At 58.1% G+C, this 17,603-nt stretch carries 16 protein-coding genes and 6 pseudogenes; 5 read left to right on the top strand and 17 right to left on the bottom strand.

Annotated features, from left to right (window positions below):
* Window positions 1-74 precede the first annotated feature (74 nt).
* Window positions 75-191, top strand: a pseudogene (locus SM753_RS21440) (XRE family transcriptional regulator); the annotation flags it as partial.
* A gap of 125 nt (window positions 192-316) precedes the next feature.
* On the opposite strand, the gene SM753_RS17370 reads toward SM753_RS21440, so the two are convergent.
* The 7 genes and pseudogenes from SM753_RS17370 to SM753_RS17340 form a co-directional block, all read right to left on the bottom strand.
* On the bottom strand, window positions 317-2,332 hold the full coding sequence (locus tag SM753_RS17370) for a copper-translocating P-type ATPase (RefSeq protein WP_323192647.1): 2,016 nt from the start codon (window positions 2,330-2,332) through the stop codon (window positions 317-319).
* Window positions 2,333-2,646: 314 nt separating this feature from the next.
* Window positions 2,647-2,763, bottom strand: a pseudogene (locus tag SM753_RS17365) (heavy metal-associated domain-containing protein); the annotation flags it as partial.
* Window positions 2,764-3,129: 366 nt separating this feature from the next.
* Window positions 3,130-4,569: a dihydrolipoyl dehydrogenase gene (locus SM753_RS17360; RefSeq protein ID WP_323192593.1), complete on the bottom strand. Its 1,440-nt coding sequence runs from the start codon at window positions 4,567-4,569 to the stop codon at window positions 3,130-3,132.
* Window positions 4,570-4,755: 186 nt separating this feature from the next.
* Window positions 4,756-5,169 (bottom strand): hypothetical protein, encoded by a 414-nt coding sequence (locus SM753_RS17355; protein ID WP_323192592.1) that lies wholly within the window; start codon window positions 5,167-5,169, stop codon window positions 4,756-4,758.
* An 89-nt stretch (window positions 5,170-5,258) separates the two neighbouring features.
* A complete protein-coding gene (locus SM753_RS17350) occupies window positions 5,259-5,792 on the bottom strand; it encodes a hypothetical protein (RefSeq protein WP_323192591.1) in 534 nt (177 codons plus the stop codon).
* 25 nt (window positions 5,793-5,817) lie between these two features.
* Window positions 5,818-6,561, bottom strand: coding sequence for a thioredoxin domain-containing protein (locus SM753_RS17345; protein WP_323192590.1), 744 nt, complete (start codon window positions 6,559-6,561; stop codon window positions 5,818-5,820).
* Between the two features lie 69 nt (window positions 6,562-6,630).
* Entirely contained in the window at window positions 6,631-6,795 is a 165-nt protein-coding gene (locus tag SM753_RS17340) for a hypothetical protein (RefSeq protein WP_323192589.1), read from the bottom strand.
* Between the two features lie 371 nt (window positions 6,796-7,166).
* Here SM753_RS17340 and SM753_RS17335 point away from each other — a divergent pair, with 371 nt between their 5' ends.
* Window positions 7,167-8,036: a universal stress protein gene (locus tag SM753_RS17335; RefSeq protein WP_323192588.1), complete on the top strand. Its 870-nt coding sequence runs from the start codon at window positions 7,167-7,169 to the stop codon at window positions 8,034-8,036.
* Between the two features lie 24 nt (window positions 8,037-8,060).
* On the opposite strand, the gene SM753_RS17330 is transcribed toward SM753_RS17335, so the two are convergent.
* The 6 genes and pseudogenes from SM753_RS17330 to SM753_RS17305 all read right to left on the bottom strand — a co-directional run bounded on the left by SM753_RS17330 (window position 8,061) and on the right by SM753_RS17305 (window position 13,516).
* The gene (locus SM753_RS17330) at window positions 8,061-8,348 is read right to left on the bottom strand and encodes an amphi-Trp domain-containing protein (protein WP_138799036.1); all 288 of its coding nucleotides are present in this window, start codon (window positions 8,346-8,348) and stop codon (window positions 8,061-8,063) included.
* Between the two features lie 66 nt (window positions 8,349-8,414).
* Window positions 8,415-8,807 (bottom strand): annotated as a pseudogene (locus tag SM753_RS17325) (hypothetical protein).
* Window positions 8,808-8,878: 71 nt separating this feature from the next.
* Window positions 8,879-9,245 (bottom strand): annotated as a pseudogene (locus SM753_RS17320) (hypothetical protein).
* Between the two features lie 6 nt (window positions 9,246-9,251).
* Window positions 9,252-9,752 (bottom strand): hypothetical protein, encoded by a 501-nt coding sequence (locus SM753_RS17315; protein WP_323192587.1) that lies wholly within the window; start codon window positions 9,750-9,752, stop codon window positions 9,252-9,254.
* A gap of 107 nt (window positions 9,753-9,859) precedes the next feature.
* Window positions 9,860-10,276, bottom strand: coding sequence for a hypothetical protein (locus SM753_RS17310; RefSeq protein WP_323192586.1), 417 nt, complete (start codon window positions 10,274-10,276; stop codon window positions 9,860-9,862).
* Window positions 10,277-10,519: 243 nt separating this feature from the next.
* Entirely contained in the window at window positions 10,520-13,516 is a 2,997-nt protein-coding gene (locus SM753_RS17305; protein WP_323192585.1) for a PAS domain S-box protein, read from the bottom strand.
* A gap of 493 nt (window positions 13,517-14,009) precedes the next feature.
* Here SM753_RS17305 and SM753_RS17300 point away from each other — a divergent pair, with 493 nt between their 5' ends.
* Window positions 14,010-14,711: a bacterio-opsin activator domain-containing protein gene (locus SM753_RS17300; RefSeq protein WP_323192584.1), complete on the top strand. Its 702-nt coding sequence runs from the start codon at window positions 14,010-14,012 to the stop codon at window positions 14,709-14,711.
* A 48-nt stretch (window positions 14,712-14,759) separates the two neighbouring features.
* Here SM753_RS17300 and SM753_RS17295 read toward each other — a convergent pair whose 3' ends face one another.
* A complete protein-coding gene (locus SM753_RS17295; protein WP_323192583.1) occupies window positions 14,760-15,086 on the bottom strand; it encodes a HalOD1 output domain-containing protein in 327 nt (108 codons plus the stop codon).
* A 107-nt stretch (window positions 15,087-15,193) separates the two neighbouring features.
* Between SM753_RS17295 and SM753_RS17290 the strand changes: the two genes are divergently transcribed.
* Entirely contained in the window at window positions 15,194-15,352 is a 159-nt protein-coding gene (locus SM753_RS17290; protein WP_369335373.1) for an amphi-Trp domain-containing protein, read from the top strand.
* Between the two features lie 135 nt (window positions 15,353-15,487).
* Here SM753_RS17290 and SM753_RS17285 read toward each other — a convergent pair.
* Window positions 15,488-15,933 (bottom strand): annotated as a pseudogene (locus SM753_RS17285) (DUF6735 family protein).
* Window positions 15,934-16,128: 195 nt separating this feature from the next.
* Between SM753_RS17285 and SM753_RS17280 the strand changes: the two are divergent.
* The gene (locus tag SM753_RS17280) at window positions 16,129-16,458 is read left to right on the top strand and encodes an SHOCT domain-containing protein (protein ID WP_369335380.1); all 330 of its coding nucleotides are present in this window, start codon (window positions 16,129-16,131) and stop codon (window positions 16,456-16,458) included.
* Window positions 16,459-16,583: 125 nt separating this feature from the next.
* Here SM753_RS17280 and SM753_RS21435 read toward each other — a convergent pair.
* Both SM753_RS21435 and SM753_RS17275 read right to left on the bottom strand, forming a co-directional pair.
* Window positions 16,584-16,676, bottom strand: a pseudogene (locus SM753_RS21435) (dehydrogenase); the annotation flags it as partial.
* 159 nt (window positions 16,677-16,835) lie between these two features.
* Complete coding sequence (locus SM753_RS17275) at window positions 16,836-17,597, bottom strand: PAC2 family protein (protein ID WP_323192579.1); 762 nt, start codon at window positions 17,595-17,597, stop codon at window positions 16,836-16,838.
* Between the last annotated feature and the right edge of the window lie 6 nt (window positions 17,598-17,603).

The raw sequence follows: 17,603 nt of genomic DNA, 5'->3' as shown, positions 1-17,603 counted from the left end.
CTGCTTGAAGTACCGGAGAGCCGCCGACTGGGTGAACACACCCTTATCGACCATATCTCTAACCGTCCTTCAGCGCCCGGAACTGCCTTCTCACGAACGCGGGACAGTTCCTGCGACTGGTTACAGCGACATCGACAGCAGACCCATTAGAGGTTGAAAAGAACCGCCAAGCTGAGCAGGCTGCCGACTAACTGACTCTCTTCACGATGGACGGTGCTCCGGCTAGCCGATTGTGAGTACTTAAAACGGTATCTTGCGCCCAGAAACCGGTGTCCGCGAAAAAGCATCCTTCCTGACGTGAGCAGAAGGGGAAATCTCAGTCTGCAGTTTGCGCATCAGTAGGTGGTGATACTTCTGGGAGGTTTGGGAACGACAGATCGACGCGCCGGAGCAATTGCGCGTTAATCGCGACGATCACCGTGCTTAGCGACATCAGGAGTGCACCCACTGCAGGCGACAGCAGAACCCCGATCGGCGCAAGGACGCCGGCTGCCAGCGGGATGGCGAAGACGTTGTAGCCAGCGGCCCAAACGATGTTCTCCTGCATTTTCCGGTAACTCGCCTTGCTCAGTTTAACGAGGCGGACGACGTCCATGGGGTTGTTCTGGACGAGAATGACGTCTGCGGACTGGACGGCGACGTCGGTCCCGCTCCCGATGGCGATGCCGACGTCCGCCCGAGCCAGCGCCGGCGCGTCGTTGACGCCGTCGCCGACCATCGCGACGAGTTTTCCCTGATTCTGGAGTTCCTGAACCTTCCCGTCCTTATCCTCGGGCAGCACCTCGGCGAACACCGTGTCGATGCCCAACTCGTCGGCCACCGCGTCGGCCACGTCCTGGGAATCGCCAGTCAGCATCGCCACTTCGATGCCGAGTTCGTGGAGCGCGTCGACGACCCGGTAACTCTCTTCGCGGATCACGTCCGCCATAGCGAACGCGGCGATCAGTTCACCCTCACGAACCAGGTACACGACCGTCTGTGCGTTCTCACCGGCCTCTTTGGCAAAGGTCTGGAGCGTAGCCGGAACGTCGCTGTCGAGGTGATTCAGGAGGTTCGGACCGCCGACGTATATCTCGTCATCGTCTATCATCGCCCGGACGCCCCGCCCTTTCATCGCCTCGAAGTCATCAGCATCGGGCGCGTCGATCCCCCACTCGTCGGCCGCCTGCCGGATCGCCCGCGCGATCATGTGCTCGGAGTCACTTTCGACGGCGGCGGCCAGCGCCAGGGCCTCGTCCTCGTCGACACCGTCGACGGTCACCGTCCCGACCACGCCGTGTTCGCCTTCGGTGAGCGTCCCGGTCTTGTCGAAGATGATCGCGTCAAGATTACGTGCCTCCTCCATGGCGATCCGGTCTCGGACGAGCATGCCGTTCCGGGCCGCAAGCGACGTGTTGATCGCAACGACAAGCGGGATCGCAAGCCCGAGTGCGTGGGGGCACGCTATAACCAGAACGGTCACGACGCGCTCGATTACCTCTGCATCGAACGAGACTGCGACAGTCCATGCGACAGCGGTCACGGCTGCGGCCGCCACGGCGACGTAGAACAGCCAGCCCGCGGCGCGGTCGGCGAGGACCTGCGTCTTCGACTTACTCTCCTGGGCCTCTTCGACTAGGCGCATGATGCCTGCCAGCGTCGTCTCGTCACCTGTGGCACCGATCCGAACACGAAGACTTCCGTCGCCGTTGACCGTACCGCCGATGACCTCGTCGCCGGGATCTTTTGTGACAGGTCTGGACTCGCCGGTGATCATCGACTCGTCCACATCGGAGTCACCTTCCTCGATGACGCCGTCAGCCGGGACACTTGCGCCGGGCCGAACGAGGACGAGATCGCCCTCCGACAGCTCGCTCACCGGTACCTCCTCGGCATCCCCACTTTCAGTGATCCGCTCCGCCGTGTCGGGCATGAGCTTCGCCAACTCGTCGAGTGCGCTCGACGCTCGGCGCACGGAGCGCATTTCGATCCAGTGGCCCAGCAGCATGATGTCGACCAGCGTCACCAACTCCCAGAAGAAGGCAGACGTCGTCGGGAAGACGACGCTCACGAGGCTGTAGACGAATGCGACCGTGATCGCCATCGAGATGAGCGTCATCATTCCTGGAGAGCGATCCTCTAATTCTGGACGAGCCATCCGGAGGAACGGCACGCCCCCGTAGGCGAAGACAATCACAGCGAAGACGGGGTTTATCCACTCGCTGCCCGGGAACGCCGGCACCGTAAATCCAAGCCACCCCTGAAGGGTTTCGCTGTACAGAAGGACCGGGATGGAGAGAAGCGTCGAGACGAAGAAACGCCGACGGAACATCTGCTCGTGCCCCTCGTGCATCCCGCCGTGGCCGTCGTGACCGTCTCCGTGACCCATCTCGTGCTCGGTTCGTTCGTGGATCTCCTCTTCGGCTTTTTCGGCGTCTTCCCCTTCCTCCTCGAGTATTCCCTGTTCGACCCGGTCGACATCCCGGTCGTCGGCTATCTCATTCGGTTCGTCACTCGCGCCGGGGTCGGAGTGATCGTGATGGGTGTGGTCGCCGTCGTCTGAGTGTTCGTGGTCCTCCATAGCTCAACGGTGTCTCTGAGAGTATGCGTCGGATCGTGATGGATGTAGGGGACAGGGAGTCAGGTGTGACGTGTGACTACAGTGCTTCAGGCGTATGCCGTGTATCCAGCGTCTTCGACGGCTTGAACGAGTGCTGTGGTGTCAGCATCACCATCGACGCTCGCCTGTTCGGCCTCTCGATCGGCAGTCGCGTCGGTCACGCCGCTCCTCTCGAAGCGCTTCTTCGACTGTCTGCTCTCATTCCGAGACGGCGCTGGCAATCGCTGCGGAACCACTTCTCGGACAACTGGGCTTTACGCTCATCGCTGTCGCGGCAGTCTTTTCGACCACGCCTCACTCGGTCCGCGGCGGTCGATCTTTGGGGACTGGGCAGGCTTTCATCCCATCAGTGCGCTCTGGCGAATCTACTCAAGGTTAATAGATCTAAATATATTGATTGATATTTTCTCGAAGAACAGCAAATTTGCTGCATATGGCCCGTGCGATCTTTGGAAGCGAACGGCCTGATCAATCGACACAGCTGGGCCGTAATCCCCATCTGAAAGTCATCGCTATCTGTCCTGTCGCATCTAGTGGTGGTGATGGTGGCTATGACCCGGACGGGAGAACTGGCCAGAAAACGCCCGTTGGACCACCTCAGGAAGAGCCGGGTGAATGTGGATCGACTCACGGATATCCCGAACTGTCCCGGATCCAGCTTTCATCGCGATGACAACCTCCTGAATCAGCGTCGAAGCGTTCGGGCCGATGATGTGACAGCCGAGGATTTCACCATCTAAATCGATGATCACTTTCACGAATCCCTCGGCATTCATTGCATCACCGCGGGCTGTATCCTCATATTCGTAGGTATTGGTCGCGTACTCACGGTCAGCGGTTCGGAGCTCTTGTTCGTGTCGACCGACGCCGGCAACCTCAGGAGACGCAAAGACGGCAAACGGCATCGCGGCGTAGTCGACCGGCTGGCGGTGCTCGCCAAAGAGGTTCCGGGCAACCGTCTGGGCTTCGTGGTTGGCGCTATGTTTCAGGAGGTACTCACCGACGATGTCTCCGAGTGCCCAAATACCGTCAGCGGTCGTCTGGAGATACTCGTCGGTTTCGATGAATCCACGACTGTCAGTCTCTACGTCGGTCGCATCTAGGTGTAGGGTGTCGGAGTTCGGGGTCCGTCCGGCAGCGATGAGTAGCGAATCACCTGTTACCGCAATGGAGTCGTCATCACCGCCCGTCACGCCGGCGTCGTCGCCGTATTCGAATGGCATGGCCTCCACGGTCACATTGCCGTCTGACTCGGAAACGGCAGTAGCTTCGTACCTGGTATGGACATTGAACCGGTCGGCGTATCGTTCAGTGAACGCCTCGGCGACCTCCTCGTCGGCTTCGGGGAGAAGAGATGGCCGCCGACCGATAATCGTCACATCGCTGCCGAACGTCCCAAAGAAATGGCCGAGTTCCGCTGCGATGTAACCACCCCCAACGATGATGAGGTGATCTGGCGGCTCCTCTAGTTGGAGTGCTCCCCGACTCGTGAGATAGTCGACGTCCTCGATGCCATCAATGTCTGGTATCGCTGGTCGCGACCCGGCGGCGATGAGCACCGTCTCTCCGCGGAGGCGAGCACCGTCGTCGTCACCGCCCGAAACCTCGACTGTCCGCTTGTCGACGAAGTGTGCTTCACCCTCGAACAACTCGTGTTGTGGAGACGAGCGTAGTCCGCGGCGAATCGACTCTGCGTCGCTTTCGACGTCCGTGTTGACTTCTTGAACGATGTCGCTAAACGCGATGTCGGTTACGTTCGCGGAAATGTGGAATTGGTCGGCACGGTCGATGGTTTCGAGGACATCAGCGTGATACAGTAGCATCTTCGAGGGGATGCAGCCACGGTTGAGGCAGGTTCCGCCTAGTGGTCCCTTCTCGACCACGGCAACGGACTGTCCGTGATTGACTGCCACGTTCGCTACGTCGAGACCCGACCCCGACCCGATGACCAGAAAGTCGAACACCTCCATGTCTACAATTAGCACGCGGAACATGATGAACTCTGGTCTCGGCTTTCCCAACGGTCTGCTGGTGGTATAACCGACGGTCGCCTCGACAGTATCTAGAACCCCCTGCGGGAGTTTCGGCCGACTGCGCTCGACGGGCGTCCGCTCGCGTCACACTCATGAGAACACGGTTCCGCATGACGGGGCGGCCTAACATGTCGCGCAGTTCCGCCGGTGCTGGTAGTAGAGCAGGCCAGCGAAGAACGCGACGCTCACCGCCCCGAGCAGTGGTCGCAGCGGCTCGAAGTACGTCATGAGCGCAGAGGAACTGAACAGCGCGAGCAGTACTGCGTTACAGATAGGGCAACCGAACGCCAGGAAGCCGCCCATGAGTCCGCCGGCCGCGAATCGGTCACCAAGCGGTTCCTCGACGACCGACTGCTGGTAGACGAACGCGCCGGCGAACGCGGACGTTGCCACAAGGAACAGATAATCGAGGGGCGTGCGAGGAACCATTCGAACGTAGATTGGGTTCGGCAGGAGCCCGGTTACAACGCCGAATAGCAGGAACGACCCGACGGCAACGCCCACACTCTTGAGCAATCGGCTTCGGAACGTGCTCATCACTCACACCTCTCTCGTTAGTCTGTCGCCAGGAGCTGTTCTGCGGGATTCGTACGCATTCATGGTCCGTGGCGTGATATTGTGCATGGTTAGATAGTGCAGGTTCGCGGGTCACCGGTTTGCCCGAGGAAGTATGCGAGCAGGACGATACCGCCGAGACGGAGGAGGTTCCCCTCGAAAGGAAGCATCGCCATCGCACTGACGAAGCCGAGCGCGCCGAGGACGCCCGCGCCACAGCTCGCACAGCCCGCGGCGAGCAGGCCGGGGATGATGCCGACGATTGTGGACGCACTCTGACGGCGGGCACGTCGAACGAGTGTGACGGTACTGACCAGTGCAACGCCGGTCAGGAGCGCGTACGCGGTGACGAGTCCGAGGCCGAGCCACCCCGTACTCAGGTACGTCTCTCGGGTGAGCGTCGCGACGGCGAACCCGAGATCGGTGACGTCTCTCGACAGCACCTGCATCGAGAACTGCGGGAACGTGCTCAACACCAGGACGACGTAGGTGAGACTTGTGGCTATTCCAGCCATCAGCAGTCGCCGATTCGACGTGAGCGGGTACGCGAGTGCGTCGCGGAGGTCACGGCTCCACGCACGCACGTCGGCTAGTCGATCGTTCATCGTTGTCCCCGGTTTCGTGGGTCGGTCACGCTTCATCCACCTGGTCGAGTGCGTCCGCGAAGTTTTCGTACGGATGGGCACCGACCAACTTCCCGGCCGCACCGCTCTCTCGGTCGTAGATGACGAATCCGGGCGTCCCCTGAATACCGGCGGAGAGTGCGACATCGACGTCGGCGTCGAGGTTCCTCCGAATTGCCTCACCCCGGGACTCCCTGCACTCCTCAACGCTATCCAGGTTGACCCCTGACGTCTGTTCGGTGATCTCGCGGAACGTCTCCTCGTCGGCCCAGTCGTTGCCGCCGGCTACCTGTGCATCGAAGGCGGCGCCGTTCCAGTTCCAGAACGCCATCGGGTCGGACTCGGCGACTTGCGCCCAGACGCAGCGCCCCCACACAGCCGCTTGTTCGGAGTACTCGCCGATGTTAGGATAGCCAAGCATCACGAGCCTAGCGTCCCCGGTGTCGAGGTAGTTACGTCCGACCTCCGGGAGCGTTTTCGTCTCGAACTCCTCACAGAACGGACAGAGATAGTCCGTCCAGTAGTAGATGTCGAGGGGCACGTCGCGCTCGCCAACGATCGGCCGGCCGGTGAGGTCGACGCCGTTGCCGAAGTCAGTTGTCTTATCGCTCGTGTAGAACGACGCGGGCCGGTAGTCATCCTCGGAGCCACCTGAATCGGTCGCCAGATAGGCGACGCCGCCGCCGAACGCGAGTGTCACGCTACCGGCAAGGAGTGCTCGCCGTGTTACGCTCTTGTCCTCCTCATCCATTGGTATACAATAGTACCCGTAGTCGTCTGAAGGATGTTTTGGTCATCACCTGACGTGTCCCTTCTCGGCTCAGCCGTCGCGGGACGGCGCCGTCACCTGCGGGTCATCCCTTGCGTTCGCCCTGAGTTCGGGGTGGGTCTCTCGCATCCAGACGAGCGTGATGGTGCCCGAGACGAACGTCGCCGCGGCCACGAGGTAGAACGCAGCGGTCGTCGAGATGAGGTCGGCGGTCACGCCGATGAGGATGGCGCCGAAGCCGTAGCCGGCGTCGACGACTTCTCGCTGAGTCGGTGGCCGGACGTCGACTACCAGCAGCTCGCGAGCCGGTCGACGTACTCGAGCTACGGCGATGATAGGGCGTAATGAACACGTCGAGAGTCCGGAGCTCCATTGAGAGTTGCTGGAGACGTGGCGAAGTCGGCAGTTCGAGATTGGAGAGTCCACTCCTCACTGAATCAACTGTGTATGGGTCCCCAGTGGGGACTACATCGTAGAACGATTCTCGCCGCTCTGTTGCCGAACACAGGTGATGTCTGTCGGTCACTGGGAAGGTACGTGGCGTGGGAACTCCTTTGTGATTGTTCACCGTAGCGGCCGGTAGTGACATGTACGATTCGATTCTGCTCCCGGTTGACGGCAGCGAACACGCAGCCAAAATCGTCCATCATGTGGCCGAGCTCGCGCAGTGGACTGAGGCGACGATCGAAGTGCTGTTCGTCGCCGATACAACTCGAGACAGCGTCACTGTTGTCAATGGGAACGTCGTTGACGCACTGGAACGGGAGGGAGAGACGATCGTCGCGGACGTCGCAGAGACACTCGAATCCCTCGATGTGGAGCACGGTACCGACGTCGTTCAGGGCAGCCCAGCACCAACAATTGTCGATTACGCCGAGCGATACGACCACGACCTAATCGTCTTGCCCACCCACGGCCGGACCGGCATCTCACGCTATCTCCTCGGAAGCGTCACGGAGAAAGTGGTGCGCTTGTCCGATGTCCCCGTTCTGACCGCTCGAATGCAATCTGATGAACAGCTAGCATTCCCGTACGAGAATATTCTTATCCCGACCGATGGGAGTCCTGCTTCGACTGCTGCCGCCAAGCATGGGCTGACACTTGCAGCGACACTCGACGCCACTGTCCACATTCTTTCTGTCGTGGATGATACATCTCTGGGCCCTGACGTGCGCTCTGTGCTTTCAGATGACGAACTCGAGCGACCTGCAGTAGAGGCTGTCGAGGAGGTGGCCCCGGAAGCCGATGAACACGATCTGGCATACGTCCAAACGTACGTCGAACATGGGTCGCCTGCGGAAGTGATCCGTGAACATATTGAAACGAATGAGGTCCATGCCGTCGTGATGGGGGCTAGTGGCCGCCGTGGCGTCGATCGAGTTCTCCTCGGGAGTGTCGCGGAAAAGACGGTCCGATCAGCACCTGTGCCGGTTATCACCGTCCACGATCGGTCGTAGCCGGTTGCGTTGGTCTTCCTGTGTTTACTCGATCTCGAGACTATCTGAGCCCCCTTCAGCACTCTTACTGTTCTCATCCCATTCGAGTTCGAATTCGATGCTTAGCTCACCGGGGCCATCGGCCGGCCCTTCCCGTTCGGCTTTGACTTCGAATGCCGGACGCTCCGGGGGGTCCATCGTGACGGACTCTTCCCCCGCCCTCAGGGTGATTGAATCTCCTTGCTCGAGCGTTTCGGCGACGTTCCGGAGGTACGACGCGATTTCGTCTCGGTTCTGGGTACTCTCGGATTTGAACAGGACGTCTTCAGGCATACACTCCCACTTACACCCCCTACTCCGATAAGTGGTCCTCTCAATCTCACAACGAAAATTTTCTCGTTACGCTAGGTGGGAGACCTCCTTAGGCTCCTTGACGTCGTCGAACTCTCCGCGCTCGACCGGCTCCCAGTCCTCTCCAGGTGCTGGACTCCACCAGTCGACTTTGTAGGCCCCCGGTGCGCCGAGGACTTTCACCCGTGCCGAGCCGTCAGGTAGGTCGCGACGGAGCTTCTCGTCGACGTGAAGGTTCCACGTCGAGCCGGTGTCGAAGCACGCGAGCACAGCCTCCTCGTAGCCACGGTTTCTCGTGACTCTCGGAGGACGACCTGCGTGTTACAGTTCTTGCAGAACACTCCCTCGAAGGGGATGTGAGTGAAGACCTCCTGCCCAGACGGGGCACCAGAGGAACTCGAACAGTGCCTCACTGTGTCGGTCGAATACTTCGAGACTCATTGTTGGGCCGACCCGGTTCGACCGGGTCACTCTCTCCGCCCGGCCGAAAAACACCATAAGTGTGTATGTTCTCAGCGTTCAGGGCCGTAGACGATGCGCGAGGGGGCTTCGTACCCACAGTCCGGGCAGTCTGTACCAGCGCTGTACCTTCGCTCCATCAGATGTCTTCTCACCGACGAGGACGTCGTCGTTCGGACACTCCGGACAGTTCAGTTCGGGCGCTGGCCACTCTCGAAGCGCATCCCGGAGCGTTGTCGCCTCTTTCGTCTCGAAGCCTCCCGACCAGATCGGGTAGCCGTCGACGAAAATCACCCCGCGCCACTTGTACCGGTATGAGTCCGGAGCCCGGTATAGAACGGCTCGCGCTCCAGTCCCGGTGTTTCGATACGCGAGTGTTGGTGTACGACTTTCCCGGGACCAGTTGGTGATTCGTGACATCGTCTGTCAGAAGTGAATGTCTGCGGGGACGATCCAGAGCGTCTGGCTGTCTTCCTCTTCCTCGAGGACACGATCGAGCTGATCGCGGTGGCGAATCCCCATCGCGTGCTGGTCGTACATCGGTACTGATGGCCCCTCGTAGGCGCCGACCTGATGGAACGCGTGTCGGGCGAGGTTCTCATCACGCATAAGGTCCTCATCGCTGAGCTCGTTGAGCGCCTCCTTCACGCGGTCGAGATTCCGCTGGAACTCTTCCTTTGTGGCGTTCCAGGCTCGATCGAGAAGCTGACCGCCCTCCTCTGAGTTAATATCCGCCGCCGTCGGCAAGTCACCCCAACGGGCCTTCCCGGCCACCGTCGTCTCGTCTTCGTCGAACGTCACGTAGTAGTCAAACACGGCGCAGCCGTGGGGGTTCGCTCCGCCGGGCCGGTCGAAGACTGCTTTCCCCTCAACCAGGGCGTCGTGCTGTGTCGGTGCTTCAACCAGCGTGTAAATGACCATATGCATCTGGTTCACCTCGGAGCGCCGACTCACCGGCCTCTGCTCGGCTCTATCTGCTCGGTGCGCCGGCACCCATCGCCGGCGCTCAAAAAACTCGATTCGGGCGATTGCGTTCAGGAGTCGCCTATCCGCTCGACGGTGATCGTCAGGTCGCCCGACTCGTAGTCCGCTTCGAAGTCGACGCTGAACGCGTCCGAGTTGTATGCGGCGTGGTAGGCACGGTGCCGTTCGAGCGACCCGGTCGCCTTGAAATGGAAGAACGCTGCGGAGGTGTAGGGCTTGCTCTGGGTTTCGATCTGTGTCTCCACAGCGGCCGGAAGCGCGACCTGCGGTGTTTCCGTATCAATACTCGCAGCGAACGCCTTCGCCTCCTCGACAGTGACCTGCGAATGTGCGGGCGTCTCGCCGGTTAGCACGTTTACCGGGGTTTCCGTCTCGTCGGTGAACAGGACGTCTTCGAAGGTCCGTGTCCCGAGGATTGCCTCGGGACCCAACTCGCAGTCGTGAAACGGGTCGTCCTCTGAGGTCATCGAATCACGAGCCTACAGTGGGGCTCACCCATTCCGGCCCCTGAAAAACAGCAGCTGCTGAGAGTATCAGAAAACAGTTCATATTACCTGTGTTCGAGATTCTCGAATCAGTCAGTACAGGAAACATACAGATCAGCTTGTAAAATACCTCACCGACCGGCAGAGATTGAATGCAAGATGTGGACTGTCTTTACAGCAGCTTCGCAATATCTTCTCAGTAGAGAACTCCTCAAAATAGATGCTCTATTCAACAACGGTTTCAACGCCGGTGATATCGAATCGGGCCCCACCCGCGGTCCTGTCTGTAATTTCGATCTGCCCGTTATGGGCTTCAACAATTTGCTTGACGATGCTCAGTCCGAACCCAGTGCCTCCTTCATTCGTTGAGTACCCCGCTTCGAAGATGCCGTCACGCTCATCGGCAGGGATTCCAGAGCCATCATCTTCGACGTAGAATCCATCGTCCATTGCTCCGACCGTTACGGTCACGTCCTCCCCACCGTGTTCGATGGCGTTCCGCATCAGGTTCTCAAACAGTTGTTTCAACCGTCTCGCAGAACCCTTGACGGTTTGTTCAGTATCGATGACCAGTGTGGCCGCGTCGGCTTGTATGTTCGTCCAGCATCCCTCTACCAGTGGTTTGAGTGCGACTGGTTCAATATCCATTTCCGACTTACCATCACGAGCTAACGTCAAGAGATCATCAATGAGTGCCCGCATGCGCTCGTGGGCTTGCTGTACGCTGTCTAAATGTTCGCTGTCACACTCCGTTTGGGCCAGTTCTAGTCGGCCCTCAGCAACGTTGAGTGGATTCCGAAGATCGTGACTGACGATGCTGGCGAACTCTTCAAGTCGGTCATTTTTGTTCGTGAGTTCACGTTCACGATCACGAAGCTGTTCAGTCTGTTCTATCTGCTCCAGTGCAGTCGTCAGTCCACCGGCCAGAATCTCTCCCAAGAGGACGTCCTGGTCGTCGAACGCCTCGGGTGACGTTGACCCGGCGAGCAAAATACCGTAGTCGCCGAGTGGCAGAAAGAGTTCGCTCCGAATTGGCGTGTCTGGAGTATGGCGGTCTGGATCCTCATGAACATCATTTACTGCCAGTGGTTCTCCACGCTGATAGACGCGCCAGGCGATGCTATCACCGTCACTAAATGTCGGTGGTTCGCCGACGAGATCGTAAACGGTCTCGGTGGCCACCGCTGGAATGAGTTCCTCATTCCCCGTATCGTACAGGTGGATCGAATTCGCATCCATCCCGAGAAGGTCTCGGGTCGTCTCCACACCAATCTTGACCACTTCGTCCTGCGTATCTGCGCTCATTAATTCCTGTGTGACCCGATTCAAGTCTTTGAGCTGCCGTTGTAGATTCGTTCCGTCAGTAATATCCCGATACAACCATAGATGCCCCTGCCCATCCGGAAGCTCGATTGGGCGGTAGTCGCGTTCGAAGGTTTGGCCATCCTGCAGCGCTAATTGCTCGTTATTCTCCGATTCGCGCGCAGAAACCAGCCCGTCGATCCGTTCTACGAAGCCCGAAGGATCGACGAATTCCTCACTGACCTGCTCGGCTATTCTTTCACAATCCGCCCCAATCGCGTTCTCAGGGGTGCCCGGAAGGCCAAACAGGTCGAATAGTCGTCCGTTGACGGCGAGGACATTTCGACTCTCGTCTTCGGCAAGCACCCCGGCCGGAAGCGTATTGAACAAGGTGGAGAGCAACACGTTCGATTGTTCGAGTTCGTCTTGGCGCTGGCGCTGTTCAGTAACCTCGACAAAGTAGAACGCGAGTCCCCCGTCGTCCTTTGGGAACACCGTGATGTCAAACCACCCATCGAGCTGACTGAAATGTTCGACGAACGTGGTTGACTCTCGCGTCTCCATGACGGCTCGATACTCTTCTTCGAAGCGAGTTCCCCTGGCTTCCGTGAACACGTTCCAGAAGTCCCGGCCGAGGAGGTACTCCTCGTTCATGTCGTAGAGTGCTTCAGCCTGCTGGTTGACGAGTGTAAAGCGCCAGTTCTCGTCTACTTCCACGATCGCATCGGTGACCCGCTCGATGATTTTCTCACGCTCGCGCTTTTCTTCCAATACGTTCGTTAGATCCCGCATCGCAGCGACCACCCCAATGACCGTTCCATCATCTTCCCGGAGCGGATAATACCGAATATCGAGAGTCTGTACATCGCCATTGGATATGGGCCGCTCCATTTCGTACCGGACGATTTCACCCTCCAAGGATCGGTCGACGTGAGCCTTCACCGTTCGGTCCCATTCATCACCCAGCAACCCAGGGAGTGATGTTTTGGACACATCGATCGAGTCGATTCCGTGGAAGTTCTGGTACTGTTCGTTCGCAAAGAGGAGGTCGTAGTCAGTATCGCACGCCGCCAGATGATCGATCGAGTTCTCGACTGTCAATTCGTATTTACGCAATTCGGCCTGTTTCTCCCGTAGCGCTTGCTCGCGTTGTCTTTGCTCCGAGATATCCCGTATGATGCCGACAAACCGCCGATCGTTACTCTGCTGGAACTCTCCGAACGAGACGGAGAGTGGCATTTCAGAACCATCCTCGTGTAATCCGGTGAACTCCACGTTCGACCAGCTAACTGTTTTCTCACCCGTTTCGAGATACTGGTTGAGCGCCTCAAGGTGCTGCTCTCGAAGCCGCTCGGGCATAATTGTGGTGAGCGGTTCGCCTTCCAGTTCAGTGGGGTTGTAGCCGAAGAAATCGGTAACAGCTTGATTCGCAAAGTGGATTCGGCTATCTGAATCGATGATGACGATAGCATCAGCGGAGTTCTCTGTAATCGCCTCAAGTTGGGTCAACGTTCGCTCAGCTTGTTCTTCGGCGTGTCGGAGCTCGACAGCGTTTGTTATCCGGTTAGCGAGAATCGTATACTGGTCAGACCCACCTTCCTTTTGTAAATAATCGGTGACTCCCGCGGAGATCGCCTCGCTCGCAACTTCTTCGGACCCTTTCCCGGTAAAGAGGATGAAGGGAAGATCAGGATAGTTTTCTCGGACTGATTTGAGAAACTCCAGTCCATTCCGGCCAGGCATGTCGTGGTCAGACACGACGCAGTCGATGTCGAGGTCATCGAGTAGTGCTTCTCCTTCATCCGCATTCGTAGCATGGTGGATATCGAATCGTTCAGCCTGCCGCTGGAGAAATTCACTCGTCAATTCGGCTAACCCTGGTTCGTCCTCGGCGTGGAGAATAGTGATAGAATCATCCATGGCTGAAAAGACATTCTTCGAGAGGGATATATGCATTTGGGACCGTTTTGTCAATAGCCGCCTCCATCCTGAAAGCACCGTCCGCATTTGCTAATCGCAGCGTTGGCGACCGCTTGTTCTATGGGGGGATTGTGTAACTTCGCTCGTGCAAGGTGGCGCGTGACGCCACAATGCGTGTGGAACCCGGAGTTCCCCCTCCTTCGTTTGTGCACAGTGTCCGTATTTTCATTCACAATCACGCTGGGTGTATCATCCGAGACATCGCTCATAGTCAGTGTGTCTCATCTCAGGGAATACCGATTTCCCCTAACTGTCAAGGGATGCTCATCCCCGAGATACGGCAGCCAGTTTCTTTCCGAGGGTGGATTCCGTGACTATCAGAGTGGTACTGCATTGACGCGGTACTCCCGGTTTCGATAGCACCAGAGGTGATTGAGGCCTGATAACACCTGCCAAAAAGCCTTTCACCCAACCTAGAGAAATTCAGACACCCATGTCTCTGCACGAACCTTCAGCCAATCCAGTGTGTGAAGTCGAGTTTTCCTTTGAAGACTCTCGGTATCCATTCGTGGATATCTCGAAGAACGAATCGTGCCAGTTAGATCTTGCCGAGATGCTTCCTCGTACCGATGGACGGTATGCCGAATATTTCCACGTCAGCAACGTCAAACCGGAGCGAGTGGCAGCATATGCGACGGAGATGGAGTCTATAGACATCACGATCCTTGCTAAGTATGAAGAAGGCGGCAGTCTGGAGTTTCTCGTTTCAGGCGATTGTCCTGCGTATCGACTCACCGAACTTGGAGGGCTCCCGCGCCAAGTGCAAGGAATAGATGGTCGAGGTCGGCTCGTTGCCGAAATCCCTGCCGAGGAAAACCCATCCGAAGTCATCGAGACGTTTCTCGAAGAACATCCAGATACATCGCTGCTCTCAAAGAAAGAGAAAGACGGTATCGCACCTCGATTTCCAGACGCGGAGTTCCGCCGAGTGCTCCAGAAACATCTCACGGACCGGCAACGTGAGATCCTCAAAGCTGCGTTCGAAGGAGGATATTACGAGTGGCCACGCGAATGCACTGGCGAAGACATCGCCGAAGAATTCGATATCACGTCAGCCACGTTTTCTGAGCATATTCAAGCCGCTGAGCGAAAACTGCTCACGGTTATGTTCAATGGCCCCGAGGCCGGGCACTAATTCCGTACACAGATCTGGTTGATCACCGACCACCGAATCCGGCATTTGCTATTGCTCCGATCGCCTCACGATCACCTCCCCATCAGCGAAGACCGTGACGGCACACCCCACGTATTGGAAGTTGACAGTACCGGTGGGAAGTCGATGTGGGTTCGTAGGATTTGTCCCGAAGAGATCAGCAAGGGCATCGACATCGATTGCGTTGTAGAGCGGGGGAATTTCGGTGGGATCCTTTCCAGTCGCTTTTGCGACAGTGGTAGCGATTGTGTGAATTGCGGATTCACAGTCAATCTGATCACATTGTGATGTGACGACGCTTTGCTGTACGTCCGTGCCAGATACGGGTTCATGGAGATGGGTATCTCGGTCACTCATGGGGATGCAACCCTTGGAAGAGGTCTAAATCATATTCAGAAGCCCCTCTCTATATTCTGTCTCCCTACATCTCAAGGTGGTCCGAGCCGGGACTGGCTAATTAGTGTGTGCAGTGTGCCCCTCCACTATACACTCTTTCGGAGATCGTCGATGCGGTAGCCCGTCCGATGTTCAAGGTAAAGCCGAACGCGAAGGGCCAACGGACTGGGTCCGGAGAGTTGAGTATTGAGTTCGAACTCAAATGGGACGAGAACGGGAATGTGTGAAGTAACGGGAGGGTACACTGAGAAATTCGAGTACTTGATTCACAGATACTCTGAGAACCTATTCTCTCTTCTTGGGTCGAAAATAACGTCATGCGAAGAGGTGTAAAACTCGCGCTCTGCCTCTTAACAAATCACCTACGACTGGCTGTTACTCGCCTTCTCGAAGGGTGATTCCCCGGTCGGAATGAGCAGCTCCTGTTGGTCTCCGACACGCTCGGCCAGCTTCCGTTTCAGGTACTGCCTCGCCGTCGACGGCGTGAAAACGCCTCGTGGTAGAGATAGTCGAGGTAGTCAGCAACGATCTCGTCGAGGGTGAGCCCGGTAGCGCGGGGCTTCGGCTCGACGACCGTCAACGGTCGATCCTCGCCGGCGAGGTAGCCATCGACCGCATCTGCCTCGAGGCCATCGGCCAGTTCTGCCAGTAGCTGTTTCGCCCACTTGGAGTCGGTGTCGTCGCTACCGAACGGCGACTCAGCCGAGATTCGGTGCTTGAGATTCAGGTTCGCTGCGCCCCAGTGGCTGTAGTGGAGCGTGTACTGTCCGTCTGTGCATTCGTACGCAACGAGAGCGCGGTGTCCCATCGAGAAACCACCTCACGGGGCGACCGCGACTGGATCGCCCCGCACCCCTCCCGGGGGACGAACCTTCACAGCGCTGGGACAGGGTGGAGATGTCTCCTACGGAGCTGATGAAACGCAAACCGCCCTCGACTATGGAGCAGTCGACGTCCTTCTCGTTTCCGACGCACGGCCACCAGCGGAGATTCGTTCCTCCGGATACTCCTTATCGTCGTCGCTGCGATTGTACTCCTCCCAGCCCTCATGATGGTCTTCATGATGCCGCTATTGGGAATATGGGGATGGGGACATATGTGGAACGGCGGGATGGGGCAAGGCACGGGAGCGGCGTGGATGTGGCTACTCATGTGGCTGGCCGTTCTATTGGTGGTCGCAGCTCTCGGGTACCTCGTCTACAGGGCACTTCGACGCGCCCCCAGTGAGACTGCTGACCCCGCACACGAAGAACTACGCCTCGCATACGCTTGCGGGGAACTCTCCGACGAGGAGTTCCAAGAACGACGCGACCGACTGCAAAGGGAACGGTGACCGTCAACGGGTACGCTCAAACACAGCCTACGAGGAAAGTCGCGCGTGCTGCAGGAGCGATCATATTTCTGAACCACAGCAACAGGTATCGGAAAAACGGAACAGGGATACGAGTTGGACGGAGGTTCGATTCCATGCGTTCCTTCGACAAGCTCTTTCAACCGCTGGTCGAACCGCGTCGCGGGCGCACCGTCGATGACATCGTGGTCGGCCGTCACTGGAGGTTGAGATACTCCCGTGATTTCACACAAGCTCGTGATAGTCGTGAATACAACGATCGTCGTTCCGTACAGTAGTACGTCCGCGATCAGCAAGTAGGTAGTCAACATCACCGTTGCGACGCCTCACCCAACGATGCTGCTTCGAACTGGGAACCATCACATGTACATACTGTCTTCCGGATACTCCCTGGCCGAGAGTGACCGTTCTCCCTGAGCCTGTGCGTCCATCCGACTTGCGAGTTCACTGAAAAACTGTTTCAGTTCCTCGGCTTGGGCTTCGAGGTCCTTTTCGTCGATATCGAAATCGTAGATTTCCTCGACGGCTTGAAGGAGTAACAGTGCCGCATCCAGATCAGGTCCCGGCGGATGCGACGGCGTGATAAAAACGCCAGTCGGCGGTGCTTCTCCCTTGAGTGAACGAAGGACAAACTCGGCAACGATACCGTCCAGAAAACCGCCAGCAAGTGGATCGATGGCCGCATCCGTGAGAGTCGATTCCCGGAACTCAGGAGTTGCCGTGTAGAACACGCGATGCTGTTCTGGCGCGTGTGGGTACGGGACGCCGTACAGTACGACGACTTCCTCGACGGACGACTCCCGAATCCACTCAAGAAACCCGTCGACGAACGCTTCGGCGGCACCGACCGGGATGAACGACTCCCCGACGAACACTGTGAAGCCGGACTGTTCGGATGTATAGAGACGCAATGGATGGCGCGGCTCCCCGGCCTCGAAGGGAGCGATCGCCGGAAAGCCGTGCGTATCTACGTAGCCAAGTGTCTCAAAATCCATGTTACGGACGAGGTAGGCAGCTGCGGTCACGCCGGCCATACCGAGGTGCGAGACGCCGAATAGGAGTCGCTCACCGGGCTGTACGTCTGTGGATGGGATGACCTCGAACGACGGTTCAGTCGGCATATCGGA

Source organism: Halostella sp. PRR32, assembly GCF_034808085.1.
Classification (GTDB): Archaea; Halobacteriota; Halobacteria; order Halobacteriales; family Natronoarchaeaceae; genus Halostella; species Halostella pelagica.
The sequence above is the reverse complement of the archived record's forward strand: the minus strand, read 5'-3'. Positions and strand labels throughout refer to the sequence as shown.